Source organism: Fulvimarina endophytica (assembly GCF_003403015.1).
Taxonomy (GTDB): Bacteria; Pseudomonadota; Alphaproteobacteria; order Rhizobiales; family Rhizobiaceae; genus Fulvimarina; species Fulvimarina endophytica.
On record NZ_QURL01000007.1, the window covers coordinates 80,850 to 96,510 of the forward strand.

A 15,661-nucleotide genomic window follows, 5' to 3' on the forward strand; every position below is an offset into this window, starting at 1 on the left:
AGCCGACTCTGCCCGCAGCCCAGCCCAGCCCGTCCTTTCATGGCGAACGACAATCTTCGAACCCGACAGGGCCATTGATGACCGCATCCTTCCCAACGCCCGCCGGCTATCGCGTCCTCGAACGTCGCGACATCTCCGCAATCGTAGCCGAGGTGGACACCCTCGCGGACAAGCTCGGCGGAACGCCGGACGACTGGGAAACGAGCGAGATCAGCGACGGCAATATGAACGCCGTCTTTCGCGTGAGCGGTCCCGAAGGCTCGATCGTGGTCAAGCAGGCCCTGCCCTATATCCGCGTCATCGGCGAAGGCTGGCCGTTTCCCGTGTCCCGCATCGCCTTCGAGGCGGAGGCGCTGGAACGGCAACTCGCCGCATTGCCGGGCTCAGTGCCTGAGAAGCTGCATTACGACGAGAGCCTCGGTCTCCTCGTCATGGAGGATCTCTCCGGATACCGGGTCGCACGGCTCGCCTTCGTCAAGGGGCGGCGATTTGCGAACTTCGCCGAGGATATGGGCGCATTTCTTGCCCATACCCTCTATCGCACATCGGACTTTCACCTGACGACGCCGCAGAAGAAGGCGCTCGCGGCAGGCTTCGCCGGCAATTCCCATCTCTGCCAGACGACGGAGGAGGTGATCTTCACCGGGCCCTACGGCGAGCGCCCGTTCAACCGGATCACGGAAGGCAATGAGGAGATCGCGGTCCGCTTGCGCGAAGATTCCGCGTTGAAGCAGGCGGCGAGCGAGATGAAACTCGCCTTCCGCACCAAGTCCGAAGCGCTGCTCCACGGTGACCTGCATACCGGTTCGGTCATGGTCACCGATACCGAAACCCGGGTGATCGATGCCGAATGGGCCTTCCACGGGCCGATGGGCTTCGATCCGGGCGCCCTGATCGGCAATCTTCTCCTCGCAGCCATCAGCCAGCCCGGCCATGCGGACGCGGCGGACGACCGGCGGGCGATGACCGACTGGCTCCTGGAGACGGCGAAACGCGTCTGGATCGAATTCGACCGGGGCTTCCGCCGGCTTGCGTCGGAGGACCGGAGCGAGATCTTTCCTCACGACATTCTCGACGCCGCGGCCCGCGATGCGATCGTGGATCGTCATCTGGCAGCCGTCTTCGAGGACATGGTCGGGTTTGCGGGCGCCAAGATGATCCGGCGCATTCTCGGCATCAGCCATGTGGAAGACTTCGAGGCGATCGGTGACGTCGCCATGCGCGCGCAACTCGAGCGCCATGCCCTGCGGGTTGCGCGCCGGCTCCTCCTCGAACGCCGCGAGATCGCTGACATGGACAGGGTGCTGGCTGTTCTTGCCGAGGAACGGTGACGCCCGAATGCGAAGAGCCGCCCGGCGGAACCGGACGGCTCTTCGAAAGGCCTGACGCTCTCTGCCTCAGAGACGGAGCGGATCGCCGGCCGCCTGGGCGAGAGCCTGGCGGATATAGGCGAAGGAGCGGATCGCCTCCTCCTGTCCTTCCTCGTGCCGGTCAGGCTCCAGCAGGAACATGAGGAAGGAGCGCGCGGTCACCATGTAGTCGTGTCCGAAGTCGTAGGGGTCGAACTCGAACTCCTCCGGCGCATTGGTGTCGAACACGCGCTGCCAGCGCAGACCACCCGGCGCCTCCGGCAGCTTGAAGTTCACCACGTCGTCATGGGAGTTCATGACCAGAAGCATGGTCGCGTCGTTCCCGGGCCGGCGGATACCGGTCGACTGGGCCCGTCCGTCGAGAAGCACGCCGAAGCACTTCGCTCCGGCATCCGACCAGTCCTCGTCGTTGAACTCCTCCCCCGTCGGCTTGATCCAGGCCACATCCTTGACGCCGAGTTCTTCGTCGTAAGTGCCGTGGAGGAAGGTCCCGCGCCGCAGAAGCGGCAGGCTCTGGCGCAGCTTGATCAGCCGCTGGACGAAGCGTGCGAGATCGCGCGAGGCTCCCGGAACGTTCCAGTCGACCCAGCCGATCTCGTTGTCCTGGGCATAGCCGTTATTGTTGCCGCCCTGGGTGCGCGCGAATTCGTCGCCCGCGAGAATCATCGGCGTTCCGCGCGAGAAGAGGAGCGTCGCGAAGAAGTTGCGCATCTGGCGCATCCGCGTCTCGTTGACTTCCTCGTTCTCGGTCGGTCCTTCCTCTCCGTAGTTGTAGGAGATGTTGTGGTCGTGGCCGTCCTGATTGTTCTCGCCGTTCGCCTCGTTGTGCTTCTCGCTGTAGCTCACCAGGTCGTTCAGCGTGAAACCGTCATGGGCGGTGATGAAGTTGACGCTCGCCCAGGGCTTGCGGCCGCGCTTATCGAAGAGATCGGCGGATGCGGAGAGTTTGCCCGCAAGCTTCGGAATGAAACCCTCGTCGCCGCGCCAGTAGCCGCGCACGGTATCGCGATAACCGTCGTTCCACTCGGCCCAGCCCGGCGGGAAGCGACCCACCTGATAGCCGCCGGGGCCGCAATCCCAAGGCTCGGCCACGAGCTTGACCTGCGAAAGGAGCGGGTCCTGCATGCAGGCATGCAGGAAGCTCGACTCTTCGGAGAAGCCGGTGGGCTCGCGGGCGAGAATCGTCGCGAGATCGAAGCGGAAACCGTCGACCCGCATCTCGCCGGCCCAATAGCGCAGGGAGTCGGTGACGAGCTGCATCACGCGGGGATGGGAGGTGTTCACCGTGTTCCCGGTGCCGGTATCGTTGATGTAGTAACGCGGCTGATCCGGCAGAAGCCGGTAATAGGTGGCGTTATCGATGCCCTTGAAGGAGAGGTGCGGCCCCTTCTCGTTGCCTTCCGCCGTATGGTTGTAGACGACGTCCAGAATGACTTCGAGACCGGCATGGTGGAAGGTCGAGACGAGCTCCTTGAACTCGTTGACGACAGGCGTCGCGAGGTAGCGCGGATCCGGCGCGAAGAAGCCGATCGAGTTGTAGCCCCAGTAATTGCGGAGCCCCTGATCGACGAGATAGCTGTCGTCGACCAGCGCGTGGATCGGCAGGAACTCGACCGAGGTCACGCCGAGGGAGCGGATATAGTCCACGACCTCGCGGCTCATGAGCCCTGAGAACTTGCCGCGATCGAAGTCGTTGACCGCCGGGTGACGCTGGGTGAACCCCTTAACATGGGTTTCGTAGAAGATCGTCCGGTCCCAAGGAACGTTCGGACGGCGCTCGTCGCCCCAGGTGAAGGCCGGATCGACGACGACGCAGCGCGGCATGAATTCTGCCGAGTCGCGCTCGTCATAGGACAGATCCTCGTCGGCATGGCCGATCGTGTAGCCGAACAGGGCATGGTCCCATTTGACCTCGCCCCGGATCTGTTTGGCATAGGGATCGATCAGAAGCTTGTTCGGATTGAACCTGTGGCCGGCATCGGGCTCGTAGGGGCCGTGGACGCGGTAACCGTAGATGAGGCCGGGCCGGGCTTCAGGCAGATAGCCGTGATAGATCTCGTCGGTATATTCGGGGAGCTCGATGCGCTCGATCTCCGTCTTGCCGTCCGGCGAGAAGACGCAGAGCTCGACCTTCGTCGCATGGGCCGAGAAGATCGCGAAATTGACACCGAGACCGTCCCAGGTCGCCCCGAGAGGATAGGGCCGCCCCTCGCGCACGCGCCAGTTTCTCTTGCCGGCGACGGTCGAGTGGGTCGCCTTGTTGTTGGGGGAGATGTGGATGGTCAAGGGTGCCTCGGGGAGAGAGTGCAGAACACCGCTTCAACATCTGACGAATGACCCCGTTCCATGACGCGATGCAAAAATGCAGCGCGGAAACCCTCTTCCGCGCTGCATCCGTGGACTCCGTCGGGAACGAGGATCAGCCGATCGTCAGCACCGTCTGCCCGGTCGTCTTGCGACCCTGCAGGTCACGATGGGCCTGAACCGCTTCCGAGAGGGGATAGGTCTGGCCGATCTCGATCTTGACCGCGCCCGACTTGACCACGTCGAAGAGGTTGTTCGCGCAGTCGAGAAGTTCCGCCCGCGTCGCCGTGTAGTTGAAGAGGCTCGGCCGCGTGAAGAACAGGGAGCCCTTCTGATTGAGGATCGCGGGCGAGAACGGCGGCACGCTGCCGGACGACTGGCCGAAGCTGACCATCAGACCGAGCCGCTTCAGGCAATCGAGGCTGCCCTCGAACGTGTCCTTGCCGACGCCGTCATAGACCACGTCGCATTTCTTGCCGTCGGTGATTTCGGCGACGCGCTGGACGAAATCCTCACGGCTGTAGTTGATCGCATGATCGTAGCCATTGGCCTTGGCGAGTTCGCATTTCTCGTCGCTTCCGGCGGTTCCGATGACGGTGGCTCCGAGATGGCTCGCCCACTGGCCGAGGATCAGCCCGACGCCGCCGGCGGCCGCGTGGAAGAGGATGGTCGTGTCGGGGCCGACCTTGAAGGTCCGGTTGAGGAGATATTCGGCGGTCATGCCCTTCAGCATCATCGCGGCGGCGGTCTCGTCGGCGATGCCGTCGGGAACGGGCACGGCAGAGGCGGCCGGCAGAACGACCTTTTCCGCATAGGAGCCGTTCGCGCCCACATAGGCGACGCGGTCGCCCTCCTTCAGATCCGAAACGCCCTTGCCGACCGCCTCGACGATGCCGGCGCCTTCCTTGCCGGGCGTGAAGGGCATGCTCGGCGCCGGATAGGTCCCGTCGCGAAAATAGGTATCGATGAAATTGACGCCGACGGCCGTCTGGCGAATGCGGACCTCGCCTTCGCCGGGATCGGCGATCTCGACGTTTTCCCATTTCATCACGTCGGGCCCGCCCGTCTCGTGAATACGCATCGCTTTCGTCATGAGTTGGCCTCGCTGTGGATGGTTTCGTCTTCGCCGTCATTGCGGCCGCGGATGCGGTCGTAGACCTGCAGCACGCCGCCGATTGCGAAAAGGTAGAGGCCCGTGACGACAAGTCCCGCCTTCACCGCGAAGGAGGGCTCGAGGCTCTGGAAGAGCGCGACGATGCCGAGCAGCGACCACAGGGCGAAGACCGTGAGGTTGAGAGGACGCAGGCGCGTCACCCGCACCGGGTGGAGGAACTTGATCGGAAGGAAGGTCGCGAAGGCGCAGAGGGCGACGAAGACGAAGGCCGTCAGCTCGTTCGGATGGATCGCGAAGAGCGTGAAGACGAGCATGTTCCAGCAGACCGGGAATCCGCGGAAGAAGTTGTCCTTCGTCTTCATGCGCAGATCCGCGTAGTAGATCGCGCTGGTGATGACGATGAGCGCGGCCGCCACGAAGGAGAGCGGCCGGCCGATGATGCCCGAATGATAGAGGGCGACGGCCGGGATCAGGCTGAAGGTCGAATAGTCGATGACCGAATCGAGCATGTCGCCCGACCAGTTCGGCAATCGGCGCTTGATGTCGAACTTGCGGGCGATCGGACCGTCGATGCCATCCACGAAGAGACCGACGCCGAGCCACAGGAAGCAGTCGACGAACCTGCCCTCGCCGGCCGCGATGAGCGAGAGGAAGGCGAAGAAGGCGCCCGTCGCCGTCAGGATATGGACGAGGAAGGCTCGCCACTGCTCGAAACGGGTGAGGTCGAAATTCATGGATGGATGCTGGCCTCTGCTTCGCTCTTCAAATGTCCGCCTGCGCGATTGCATAACGCGACATCGCGCACATGGACATAGAGCGGTGCGACGGTAATTCGCGGGGAACGGACGGAACGAATGACAAGTTCTGCGTTCCCTTCCCAGAGCAATTCCGCAACGCGACGAGGACGATCGATGGAAAAGCGCGATATCGCAGTCATTGGAGGCGGGCTTGCGGGAACCGCCACCGCGATCGCGATGGCCCGCATGGGGTTCGACACCGTGCTCGTGGCCCCGGCCGCACGGCCGGACCAGCGCACCACCGCGCTGATCGGGTCCTCGATGACCTTCCTCGACCGAATCGGTATCGAGGGCGAGGTCGCCCGCAAGGCCGAACCCCTGAAGGTGATGCGCCTGATCGACGATACGGGCCGCCTTTTCCGGGCTCCGACCGTCGAGTTCCGCGCGAGCGAGATCGATCTTCCGGCGTTCGGATACAACGTCCTCAACAAGGATCTGGCGGAGATCCTCGACGCGGCGACGAGCCGGGAGGAGCGGCTCGAAACGCGGCAGATGGCGGCCACCGCCTTCGAGGCGGACCGGGACGAGGCGATCGTCACCCTCGAGGACGGCACCCGCATCCGCGCAGGTCTCGTGATCGCCGCCGACGGTCGCAATTCGGCGATGCGCGAGGCGGCCGGCATCAAGACCCGCCATTGGCGCTATCCCCAGACCGCCCTCGTCCTCAACATCGATCACGAGCGCGCCCACGACTCGGTTTCGACCGAGTTCCATACGAAGACGGGCCCCTTCACGCAGGTACCTATGCCGGGTGGCAGCTCGGCCATCGTCTGGGTCGAGGAACCGGACCTCGCTGAGATCTACGTGGACGTGAAGCCCGATCGCCTCGAGCGCATCATCGAGGAGAAGATGCACTCGATCCTCGGCAAGGTGACGCTGAAGACGGAGCTTCAGTCGTTCCCCCTCTCCGGGGCGGCGGTGGACAGCCTCACCGGCGAGCGCATCGCCCTCGTCGGCGAAGCCGCGCACGTCTTCCCGCCGATCGGCGCGCAGGGCCTCAATCTGGGATTGCGGGACTGCGCTGTCCTTTGCGACTGCCTGGAGGAAAGCCGGGACGATCCCGGCCGCCGTTCGACGCTTCTGCGCTTCGAGGCCAAGCGGCGCGGCGACGTGACGAGCCGCACGGCCGGTGTCGACGCCCTCAACCGCTCGCTTCTCACGGGCTTCCTGCCGGTCCAGATCGGCCGCACAGCCGGCCTCGGCATCATGGCCGCCGCGTCCCCGCTGCGCCGTTTCGCCATGCGCGAGGGCGTCTCGCCGGGAGCGGGCCTCTTCGGACTGCCGAAATCACTGCAGGAATGGTCGCGCCGGCAACAGGCCCTCGGTGATGAGGTATAGAAGACCCGCGACCGTCAACACCGACAGGGCCGTCGAGACGAAGACGGTCGCCGAGGCCCGCTCCACCCAGGTCTCGTATTGCTGGGCGATGACGAAGACATTCGTCGCCGCCGGCAGCGAGGCCATCAGCATCGCCGTATAGACCCAAACCGGATCGGTGCCCGGAACGAAGCCGAGCAGAAGCCAGACGATCAACGGGTGAAGGACGAGCTTGATCGGCAGGAGCCAGGTCAACTCGACCGGAACGCGGTTCAGCCGTCTCAGCGCCAGGGTTACGCCCATGGCGAAGAGCGCGCAGGGAGCGGCGGCGTTCGCGAGCAGCGTCAGGAACCGCTCCGCAGGCTCGGGCGGCTTCACGCCGAACACGGCGGCCGCGACGCCGAGAATGGTCGCGATGATGAAGGGATGGGTGAAGATGCGCTTGAGGGCGCTTGCCGCGACCTTCAGGACGGAGCTTCCCGACCCGCCCGCCAGCGCCATCAGGAGCGGCGCCATGGTGAAGTGGAGCGTGTTGTCGAAGCAGAAGATGAGGGCGACGGGAACTGACGCGCCGGTGCCGAACGCCGCGAGGGCAAGGCCCGGCCCCATATAGCCGATATTGCCATAGGCGCCCGCAAAGCCCTGGATGGTCGAGGCCGCGAGATCGCCGCGCGTCGCCCAGAGGCCGATGCCGACCGTAAGCGCGAATACGATGAAGGTGCCGGCCGTGGTCGCCGCAATGAAACCCACCTGTCCCAGATTTTCGACCGGCGTCTTCGACAGAAGCTGGAAGAAGAGCGCGGGCAGAGCGAGATAGACGACGAAGGTGTTGAGCCAGGCCAGCCCCGAGACCGGATGGCCGACGATCCGGCCCGCCGCGAAACCGAGGGCGATGAGGCCGAAGAAGGGCGCGATGAGGCCTAGAATTTCGAGCATAGCGTGACGACCCCATCCGGGACAGAACCCAACGCGAATGCCGGATCGAGGATCGTTCTTGCGTGCCGCCGGGAAACTTGGCTATTTCGGGCGAGGTAACGGAGTTGTCGTCGCGATGCAAACCGCTCGTTTTTCAATCGGCCAGATCGTCAAGCATCGGGTCTTCCCCTTCAGAGGGGTGATCTTCGATGTCGACCCCGTCTTCGACAACACCGAGGAATGGTATCTGTCGATCCCCGAGGAGGTTCGCCCCCGCAAGGACCAGCCGTTCTACCACCTGTTCGCCGAGAACGCCGAGACCGAGTATGTCGCCTATTGCTCGGAGCAGAACCTGATCGCCGACGAGAGCGGACGGCCGGTCCGCCATCCGCAGATCAACGAACTGTTCGAAGGGCCGTTCGACGGCGCCTACAAGCTCCGCTCGCCCAATCACAACTGACCTTCGCGATCGCGGTTCGAAAGCCGTGCCCGCCCGCCGGTTGGGCAAAGCAGCCCTCGCGGCGATGACGGCCGGGCGGCGAAGACGCGATCGGCGAGGCGATTTCCGCGACCTGCACCACACGTTAACCCTATTGCTTCACATTCGGCGCAAGCACGCATGGCAAGAGTCGCCCAGCGCCGGGAGATCATCAGGATGACGCTCGACATTTCGACCCCGGAGGGAGAATACGACTCCGTTCCGATCGATATTCTCGGCAGGTTCATGCGCTCGGACCACTCCGAATTTCCCTGCCGCATCGACGAGATGTCGCCGGGCTCGGTCCAGGTGATCGCGCCGGTCGTTCCCGATCCGGCCGAGACGATCATCATCTATGCCGATCATGTTGGCCGGCTCGAGGGACAGGTCGCGACCATCTTCGATGGCGGCTTCAGCGTGAGGACGGTGAGTTCGGAGCGGCGGCGCGAGAAGCTAGCGGCAAAGCTCACCTGGCTCACCAACCGCCAGATCATGAACCTTGCCGAAGACCGGCGCCACGCGCGTATCCAGCCGGAAAATCCGTTCCGCGACATCGTTCTCGACGATGGACGGCGCTACAAGGTCAAGATCGTCGATCTCTCGCTGTCGGGCGCGGCTGTCACCTCGACCGTGCGGCCCGTCATCGGAACGGCCGTCACCCTCGGCGCGATGCCTGGCCGGGTGGTCCGCTATCTCGAAGACGGCTTCGCCATCGAGTTCAAGAGCGTCCTCGGCGAAGACGCGCTTCAGCGGCTCTTCCGCTGATCGGAAGCGCCGGCCGGTCCTCCGTGACGTGAAGCAGGATCGCGATCGACGCATCGGGCGGTCATCGCCCCTGACCGACGCTTCGCTCGAAGCTTCGAGCTCCCACTCCGTGGCTGGGTCCAGTTGCATTCCAGACCGGAGCTCAGGGGGCGAAACCGGTCTTGTCTCTTTGCAAGCTATTTTCCGCTGACGCTTCACGGCCCCATGTCCGCCCCCCAGCCGGCGATGAACCGCGCGGCGACGTGAGAGGGGTCTGCACCCTTAGTCGGGATTCCGCGACGCCGGCTGCGAAACGCGGCTTTCGGGCACGCTCCTTTCCATACTCGCGATGATCGCGTCTCGACACGCCGCCCTCGCTCTTATGGATCCCCGACCCCCGCGACATGCGGTCGGATGCAGACCATCCGCCGGTCCGGCGGCGATCGGTGGCCGTTTGGAAATCTTCTGAAAACCATAGCGAGGAAGTTCGCTGCGAGGCGCCGATCACCCGCGCCGCGCCGGAAATGAACACGACCTTTCCCGGAATGGTTTCAGCCGTCTCAACGGCGATTTTATACTTTGATCAACTGTCACGAAGCCTTCACGTCCCCTAACGCTTTCCTTCCCCCGCGCATCCGGGCGAATGCCCTTCAGAACAGGGGTTCACGCATTTCAGAAGACGCTTTCGAGATCGCAACGAAGCCGTAGGGTTATCGATCCGTTGGCGAAACCGGAGCATTTCGGCGGATCGTCGTGAAGCAATGACAAGCCGGGTAAATCTCTATTCATTCCGATGAACAGGCTTCAAGACGTATTACCGAAGTATATCCGACAATTTGAACTAAATTGCCGCTCCGGTCTTTGGTTCGCAGCAAATCGATGAGCGCAGGGTCTTCCCAACACCAGGGAGACACCCGCCATGTTCCAGACGCTCAAGACCGCCTCGTTCGCCCTCGCAACGATCCTCTGCGCCGGTTTCGTCACCTCTGCCGATGCGCGTCCGGTTCATATGCCGACGACCAGCGTCACCTCGCAGCCGATCGGCCATTACGAATTCTGCCAGCAGTATTCCGATCGTTGCCAGCCGCGCCAGGCCGCCCGCGCCCCCAAACTCGACAAGGCCCTCTGGAGCCGCATCGTCGAGGTCAATGCCGCGGTCAACGCCGCCATCTACCCGCGCGAGGACATGGCCATGCACGGCAAGGCCGATGTCTGGTCCTATCCGACGACGGAAGGCGACTGCGAGGACTACGCCCTTCTAAAGCAGTATATGCTGGAGCGGGCCGGCGTGCCGTCCTCCGCCCTCCTCCTCACCGTCGTCCTCCAGTCGAACGGCGAAGGCCATGCGGTCCTCACCGTGCGGACCGATCGCGGCGACTTCGTCCTCGACAATCTGGTCGAGCAGGTCTCCGTGTGGAACGAGACCAACTACACCTATCTGAAGCGCCAGTCCGAACGCCATGCCGGCCAGTGGGTCGACATCATCGACGATCGTTCGATCCTCGTCGGCAGCCTTCGCTGATCGACCCCGGGCGCGGACGTCGAAGACGCGCTCTCTCCCTCGTCCGCCGCCCGGCCGGCGGACACGAAAAACCGGCCGCGATCGCTCGCGGCCGGTTCGTTTGTACCGGAACGTTCCGAAGCGGCTATTCCAGGTCGATGTCCAGGATCGTCATGGTCATGTGGTAGGACAACTCACCCTCTTCGGTGTCCTTGGTCAGCGTGCCGATGAACTCGTCGCCGAGATAGACCTCCGCCGTGTCGTTCTGCTTGGGGAGCGCGCGCACGGCGATGGTATCGGTGCCGAAGGTGCGCTTCAGATAGGCGTCGAGCTTGCGGATTTCGTCGGGCTTCACGTCATGGTCCCTCTCGTGTCATTCGCCGCCCAAATGATGCAGTGCGCGCGGCAATCAACCACCGCGCCCCCAGCCTTGCGGGGATGTTTTGCCCACGCCCGTCAGCGGGTGCGCAATCCGAAGCCGTGAACGATCCGCCGCGTTGCGAAATCCGGCTCGCCGCCCGTGAAGAAGGCGGGATCGAAATCGCCGCTGATGGAGCGGGTTCCCAGGGTCGAGACGACACGCTCGGCCTGTCTCGCGATCGCCTCTGCCGGATCCAGCCAGTCGACCGGCCAGGGCGCCATCTTCCGCATGCGGTTCACGAGAAACGGATAATGCGTGCAGGCGAGGACGACGATATCCGTGCGCCGCCCGTCCTCCTCGACGAAACAGGGCGCGATCTCCGTCAGAACCGCCTCCTCGTCCACGAAGCCGCCGCGCATGTAGCGCTCGGCGAGCGCTGCGAGGGCGACGCTGCCGACGAGCTTGACGCGGCAGCGCGTCGCCCATTGATCGATGAGATCCTGGGTGTATTGCCGGCGCACCGTGCCGGGGGTGGCGAGCACGGAGACAAGGCCCGACCGGGTGCGTTCGGCGGCGGGCTTGATCGCGGGCACGGTCCCGACGAAGAGCATTTGGGGATAGGCCGCGCGAAGCGCGTCGAGCGCAAGAGTCGAGGCGGTGTTGCAGGCGATGACGCAGGCGATCGGGCCGTGAGCGGCGATCAGCCGGCCGAAGAGTTCGACGAGGCGCCGGGTCAGCGCGTCTTCCTCCCAGTCGCCATAGGGAAAGCCAGCATCGTCGGCGACGAAGACGAAACGCCGGTCCGGCATCAGAACGCGGGCCTCGCGCAGAACGGTGAGCCCACCGACGCCGCTGTCGAAGATGAGGATGGGACCGTCGCTCATGAATGATCCTCGTCTTTGCGCGCCTGTGCCTCGTCGTCCGGCACGGGGCGTTCGAGCGAGCGGATGACGCCGCGAAGCGAGCGCACCTCCTGCTCGGAGAATTCGGCCTTGGTCAGCATCGTGCGCAGGTTCTGGACGAGCGCCTCGCGCTTGTGAGGCGGGAAGAAGTAGTTGCGCCGGTCGAGCGCCGCCTCCAGATGCTCGAACAGATGAAAGAGATCCGCCTTATCGGCTCTCGTCGTCACCGGAGCCTCGAACCGGGGACGATGGTCCGGCCGCGCCGCATTGGTGAAGGCGTAGCTGACGAGAAGGACCGCCTGCGCGATATTGAGGGACGCAAATTGCGGATTGACCGGAAAGGTCACGATCTCGTCGGCAAGACCGACCTCCTCGTTTTCCAGACCGTATTTCTCCCGGCCGAACAGGACGCCGGTCCGGCCGATCGCCGAATGGGCGACCAGCCGCTCGGCCGCCTCTTCCGGGCCGCGAACCGGCTTGAAGCTGTCGCGCGGGCGAGCCGTCGTCGCATAGACGAGGGAGAGATCGCCGATCGCCTCCCTCAGGGTCTCGAACACCCGGGCGGCGTCGAGGACATGGTCGGCGCGGCTCGCCGTCGCCCTTGCCCGCTCGTTCGGCCAGCCGTCCCTCGGCTTGACGAGGCGCAGGTCGACGAGGCCGAAATTGGCCATCGCACGGGCCACCATGCCGATATTCTCCCCCATCTGCGGTTCGACGAGGATGATCGCCGGGGCGATGATCGAGGGGCTTGGGGCATGTTCGGACACGGGCATTCTCTCGCGCGCTTCTCGGGCTATGGCGAGGTCTATCGCCGAAACGGGACCGTTTCCAGCCCGCTTCGGGTCGTCGCCGCGCTTTAGGGAACGAAGCCGTCGAGCCCCTCCCAGGCGGTTCGCCGGGGCTCGTCCGGATCGTCCTCGATCCTGTCGCTGACGCCGAAGATCATGGTGGAGCGCCGCTCCGGCGCATAGGCCGGCCAGTCCTCTCCCGGCCGTCCCGTCCGCACGAAATGCGTCCAGTGATCCTGCATGCGCAGGGCCAGTCTCTGCCGGGCGGGATCTGGAAGGACACCGAGATAGACGCTTCGGAACGGCCTCAGGAACTGATCGAAGATCAGCGGCAGGTCGACGGAATGGGTCGCGCCCAGACGCTGCAACAGGCCCTTGGCGCGCCAGTCGAGGCGATACATGAAGGTCGGCGCCTCGCGGCTGTGAACCTCCGCGAACCGGATGGCCGCGGACCTGAACAGGATATCGGTTCCGAATGCCGTCGAGCCGGACTTGTCGGCGCTGTAGACGCCCGAGACGCGCTCTGCCCGTTCCGCCCCTCCGGTCCGCTCGACCCAGGACAGGAGATCGTTCGCGCCGACCGGGAAGCTGAATCCCGGCAGGTCGACGAAGAGCGTGAACTCGTCGCGGTTCGTGCCGATGAGGAGGGGGACGGATTTGACGCGGGCATAGATCTGCGGCAGGGTCTCGTCCGGTAATTCGCGCCCGTCCACATAAGGCATGGTCGGGATGCCCGGAAACATCGCGGAGAGCGCGGAGAACGCCCGGACGAACTGGCCGGCCGGGAGATCGAACAGGGTTTCGCGGTTCCCGCCCGGACACAGCATCGCGAAGGCCGCCCGCGAGATCTCGACGGCCTTGGCGCGCGGATGAAACATGTTGACCGCGCCCGACTGGCAGATCGCCTGCGAAAACAGCGTCTTCGAGCCATCTGTGACGAGATGGTATCCGACGGAAGCCGCGCCCGCCGATTCACCCGCGATGGTGATCCGCTCGGGGTCGCCCCCGAAGGCCTCGATATTGTCGCGCACCCATTCCAGAGCCATGCGTTGATCGAGAAGGCCGGCATTGGCGACGAAGCGCTCGTCGTCCCCAAACAGTTCCGTGAACGCGTTGAAGCCGAGGAGGCCGAGCCGGTAGTTGATCGAGACGACGACGATGTCGCCCCGCGCCGCCAGTTCGTCGCCGGCATATTGCGAGCCCGAGCCGAGGAAGAAGCCGCCTCCGTGGATGAAGACGAGCACCGGACGCCGTCCCTTTCGGCCCGGGGTGAAGACATGGAGGTTGAGGCAGTCCTCGCTGGTTTCGCTGGCGAAGCGGGCGATTGCCGCGAGCGGCCGCGGCAATGCCTTGCGCTGGGGGGCCGAGGGACCGAAGTCGACAGCGCGGTAGCATCCGGGAAGCGTCTCGCGCCGTAACGGCGCACCGAACCGCTTCTGGCCGATCGGCGGCATCGCGTAGGGAATGCCAAGAAAGCGCTTGACCCTTCCGCGTCGCCGACCCTCGATGAGCCCGCATGGCGCCTTGACGAATACCGAGCCTGACACGCACTGAACTCCTGAACTGCGGATCGGAAGCCGGACGGCAATCCGGCGCCCGCCTTGCCTTTGCCTCCGCACAGGTGGGTGGTATAGGGCGCGAAGTTCGAATTGGCGCGGGTTCGCCGCGTCACCATGTCGGCGGCTTCATACCGCCGAACCGTTTTGCGAAGGAAGGCACCGATGGCGAAGATCAAAGTCGAGAATCCAGTGGTCGAACTCGACGGCGATGAGATGACCCGGATTATCTGGGCATTCATCAAGGAAAAGCTGGTCCATCCCTATCTCGACATCGACCTCGAATATTACGATCTCGGCGTCGAGCATCGCGACGCGACCGACGATCAGGTGACGGTCGACGCCGCCCATGCGATCAAGCGCCACGGTGTCGGCGTGAAATGCGCCACGATCACGCCGGACGAGGGCCGTGTCGAGGAATTCGGCCTGAAGAAGATGTGGCGTTCGCCCAACGGCACGATCCGCAACATTCTCGGCGGCGTGATCTTCCGTGAGCCGATCATCTGTAAGAACGTGCCGCGTCTCGTCCCCGGCTGGACGAAGCCTGTGATCGTCGGGCGTCACGCCTATGGCGACCAGTACCGCGCCACCGACTTCAAGTTCCCCGGCAAGGGCAAGCTGACGATAAAGTTCGTTGGCGAGGACGGCGAGACGATCGAGCACGAAGTCTTCGATGCACCGGCATCGGGCGTCGCCATGGCGATGTACAATCTCGACGAATCGATCAAGGATTTTGCCCGCGCATCGCTGAACTACGGCCTGCAGCGCGGCTATCCGGTCTATCTGTCCACGAAGAACACGATCATGAAGGTCTATGACGGACGCTTCAAGGACATCTTCGAGGAGATCTACAAGAGCGAGTTCGAGGACAAGTTCAAGGCCGCCAAGATCAGCTACGAGCACCGCCTGATCGACGACATGGTCGCCTCGAACCTGAAATGGTCCGGCGGCTATGTCTGGGCCTGCAAGAACTACGACGGCGACGTGCAGTCTGATACGGTCGCGCAGGGCTTCGGCTCACTTGGCCTGATGACCTCGGTGCTGATGACGCCGGACGGCGAGACCGTGGAGGCGGAAGCGGCCCACGGAACCGTGACCCGGCACTATCGCCAGCACCAGAAGGGCGAGCAGACCTCGACGAACTCCATCGCCTCGATCTTCGCCTGGTCGCGTGGTCTCGCCCATCGTGCGAAGCTCGATGGCAACGACGATCTGAAGATGTTCGCCGACAAGCTCGAGACCGTCTGCGTCAACACCGTCGAGCGCGGTTTCATGACGAAGGATCTCGCCCTTCTTATCGGCCCCGATCAGCCCTGGCTCTCCACCACCGGCTTCCTCGACAAGGTCGACGAGGGTCTCCAGAAGGAAATGGCGAAGGCCTGAGGGCCGGGCCGAACCTTTTTCGAGGCGCTGTGAAAGACCGGCGCCTCTAAGACTGAACGACGATCCGGCGCGCCGGGCGATCAGGTTGCACCCTCCGTGCAGCCCGATCGCCCGGCGCTCTTCGTTTCGGA

The 15,661-nt window shown here is 64.2% G+C and carries 14 protein-coding genes; 6 read left to right on the forward strand and 8 right to left on the reverse strand.

Features of this window, described 5'->3' with window-relative positions; all coding sequences use genetic code 11:
* The first annotated feature begins 77 nt into the window (after window positions 1-77).
* Entirely contained in the window at window positions 78-1,331 is a 1,254-nt protein-coding gene (gene mtnK, locus DYI37_RS16115; protein ID WP_116684296.1) for an S-methyl-5-thioribose kinase, read from the forward strand.
* A gap of 66 nt (window positions 1,332-1,397) precedes the next feature.
* On the opposite strand, the gene glgX is transcribed toward mtnK, so the two are convergent.
* The 3 genes from glgX to pcsA all read right to left on the reverse strand — a co-directional run bounded on the left by glgX (window position 1,398) and on the right by pcsA (window position 5,522).
* Window positions 1,398-3,650 carry a glycogen debranching protein GlgX gene (gene glgX / locus DYI37_RS16120; RefSeq protein WP_245413973.1) on the reverse strand — a complete coding sequence of 751 codons (2,253 nt, stop codon included), beginning with the start codon at window positions 3,648-3,650 and terminating at the stop codon, window positions 1,398-1,400.
* A 139-nt stretch (window positions 3,651-3,789) separates the two neighbouring features.
* A complete protein-coding gene (locus tag DYI37_RS16125) occupies window positions 3,790-4,767 on the reverse strand; it encodes a quinone oxidoreductase family protein (RefSeq protein ID WP_116684298.1) in 978 nt (325 codons plus the stop codon).
* Complete coding sequence (gene pcsA / locus DYI37_RS16130; protein WP_116684299.1) at window positions 4,764-5,522, reverse strand: phosphatidylcholine synthase; 759 nt, start codon at window positions 5,520-5,522, stop codon at window positions 4,764-4,766. Before pcsA ends, DYI37_RS16125 begins: the two co-directional genes overlap by 4 nt.
* Before the next feature lie 177 nt (window positions 5,523-5,699).
* Between pcsA and DYI37_RS16135 the strand changes: the two genes are divergently transcribed.
* A complete protein-coding gene (locus DYI37_RS16135) occupies window positions 5,700-6,923 on the forward strand; it encodes a UbiH/UbiF family hydroxylase (RefSeq protein WP_116684300.1) in 1,224 nt (407 codons plus the stop codon).
* Here the strand turns inward: DYI37_RS16135 and DYI37_RS16140 are convergent.
* Window positions 6,873-7,838, reverse strand: coding sequence for an AEC family transporter (locus tag DYI37_RS16140; protein WP_116684301.1), 966 nt, complete (start codon window positions 7,836-7,838; stop codon window positions 6,873-6,875). The genes DYI37_RS16135 and DYI37_RS16140 overlap by 51 nt on opposite strands.
* A gap of 115 nt (window positions 7,839-7,953) precedes the next feature.
* On the opposite strand from DYI37_RS16140, the gene hspQ reads away from it, so the two are divergent.
* The 3 genes from hspQ (at window position 7,954) to DYI37_RS16155 (ending at window position 10,561) form a co-directional block, all read left to right on the forward strand.
* Complete coding sequence (gene hspQ, locus DYI37_RS16145) at window positions 7,954-8,277, forward strand: heat shock protein HspQ (protein WP_116684302.1); 324 nt, start codon at window positions 7,954-7,956, stop codon at window positions 8,275-8,277.
* 195 nt (window positions 8,278-8,472) lie between these two features.
* The gene (locus DYI37_RS16150) at window positions 8,473-9,060 is read left to right on the forward strand and encodes a PilZ domain-containing protein (protein ID WP_116684303.1); all 588 of its coding nucleotides are present in this window, start codon (window positions 8,473-8,475) and stop codon (window positions 9,058-9,060) included.
* Window positions 9,061-9,958: 898 nt separating this feature from the next.
* On the forward strand, window positions 9,959-10,561 hold the full coding sequence (locus tag DYI37_RS16155) for a transglutaminase-like cysteine peptidase (RefSeq protein ID WP_116684304.1): 603 nt from the start codon (window positions 9,959-9,961) through the stop codon (window positions 10,559-10,561).
* 124 nt (window positions 10,562-10,685) lie between these two features.
* Here DYI37_RS16155 and DYI37_RS16160 read toward each other — a convergent pair whose 3' ends face one another.
* The 4 genes from DYI37_RS16160 to DYI37_RS16175 form a co-directional block, all read right to left on the reverse strand.
* Window positions 10,686-10,895 (reverse strand): DUF3126 family protein, encoded by a 210-nt coding sequence (locus tag DYI37_RS16160; RefSeq protein WP_116684305.1) that lies wholly within the window; start codon window positions 10,893-10,895, stop codon window positions 10,686-10,688.
* 101 nt (window positions 10,896-10,996) lie between these two features.
* The gene (gene murI / locus DYI37_RS16165) at window positions 10,997-11,785 is read right to left on the reverse strand and encodes a glutamate racemase (protein WP_116684306.1); all 789 of its coding nucleotides are present in this window, start codon (window positions 11,783-11,785) and stop codon (window positions 10,997-10,999) included.
* The gene (locus DYI37_RS16170; RefSeq protein ID WP_116684307.1) at window positions 11,782-12,576 is read right to left on the reverse strand and encodes an RNA methyltransferase; all 795 of its coding nucleotides are present in this window, start codon (window positions 12,574-12,576) and stop codon (window positions 11,782-11,784) included. Before DYI37_RS16170 ends, murI begins: the two co-directional genes overlap by 4 nt.
* An 83-nt stretch (window positions 12,577-12,659) precedes the next feature.
* A complete protein-coding gene (locus DYI37_RS16175; RefSeq protein WP_245413965.1) occupies window positions 12,660-14,138 on the reverse strand; it encodes a carboxylesterase/lipase family protein in 1,479 nt (492 codons plus the stop codon).
* A gap of 174 nt (window positions 14,139-14,312) precedes the next feature.
* Between DYI37_RS16175 and DYI37_RS16180 the strand changes: the two genes are divergently transcribed.
* Window positions 14,313-15,530, forward strand: a complete 1,218-nt coding sequence (locus tag DYI37_RS16180; RefSeq protein WP_116684308.1) for an NADP-dependent isocitrate dehydrogenase — start codon at window positions 14,313-14,315, stop codon at window positions 15,528-15,530.
* The last annotated feature ends 131 nt before the right edge of the window (window positions 15,531-15,661 follow it).